Origin of the sequence: Streptomyces sp. A1136, assembly GCF_004795055.1 — a bacterium.
Classification (GTDB): domain Bacteria; phylum Actinomycetota; class Actinomycetes; order Streptomycetales; family Streptomycetaceae; genus Streptomyces.
Map to the genome: position 1 here is coordinate 1 of NZ_SSBJ01000228.1, position 623 is coordinate 623.

At 74.5% G+C, this 623-nt stretch carries 1 protein-coding gene; it reads left to right on the forward strand.

Translation table 11 applies throughout. The features are described 5' to 3' along the window. The coding region (locus E6R62_RS40125; RefSeq protein ID WP_206309015.1) for a hypothetical protein at positions 1-502 on the forward strand (502 nt) is incomplete at its 5' end. Between the last annotated feature and the right edge of the window lie 121 nt (positions 503-623).

Below are 623 nucleotides of genomic sequence, written 5' to 3' on the forward strand. Positions count from 1 at the left end.
AGGAGCGGTCCTGCTGGACGCTTCCGACCCCTACCGGGCGACGGCCGCCGACGGCGAGACCGAGCCGAGCGCCCCCGCCGAGCTCGCCGTGCTGCCCGGTCTCGCCCGACTCGGCATCGGGCAGCTCGTCCCGTCCACGTCCGGCCTTCCCGAGCCGGCCGGAGGGCAGGTCCGGGCCTTCGGCAGCAGCCCCCGCGGCTTCCAGAACATGGCCGACGAGGCGGCCGCCATGCCCGCGGTGTTCAGCCAGGCCCAGGCGCTCACCACCCTCGGCAGCACGCCGCTCGTCGTCCTCAGCGCCAGCGAGTCGATGCAGACGCTCGACGGATGGTCGGCCGCCCAGGACCGCATGGCCGCACTGTCCACCGACACCAGCCACCGGGTCGCGGACGCGACGCACGCCGGCCTCCTGGACGACGAGCGAGGCGCCGAGGCCTCCGCACGCGCTATCGCCGACGTCCTCGACGCCGTGCGCTCCGGTGACCCACTCCCGACCGACTGATCCCCGGGCTGGTTTCCGGTCGCGATCCATGGAGTGCCCCGGAACAGCGGCCGGACCCACGGGGTTGAGCGTCGGCATGGAGCCCACCGTCCGGGACGTCCCGGAAGCCGACCGCTTCGAG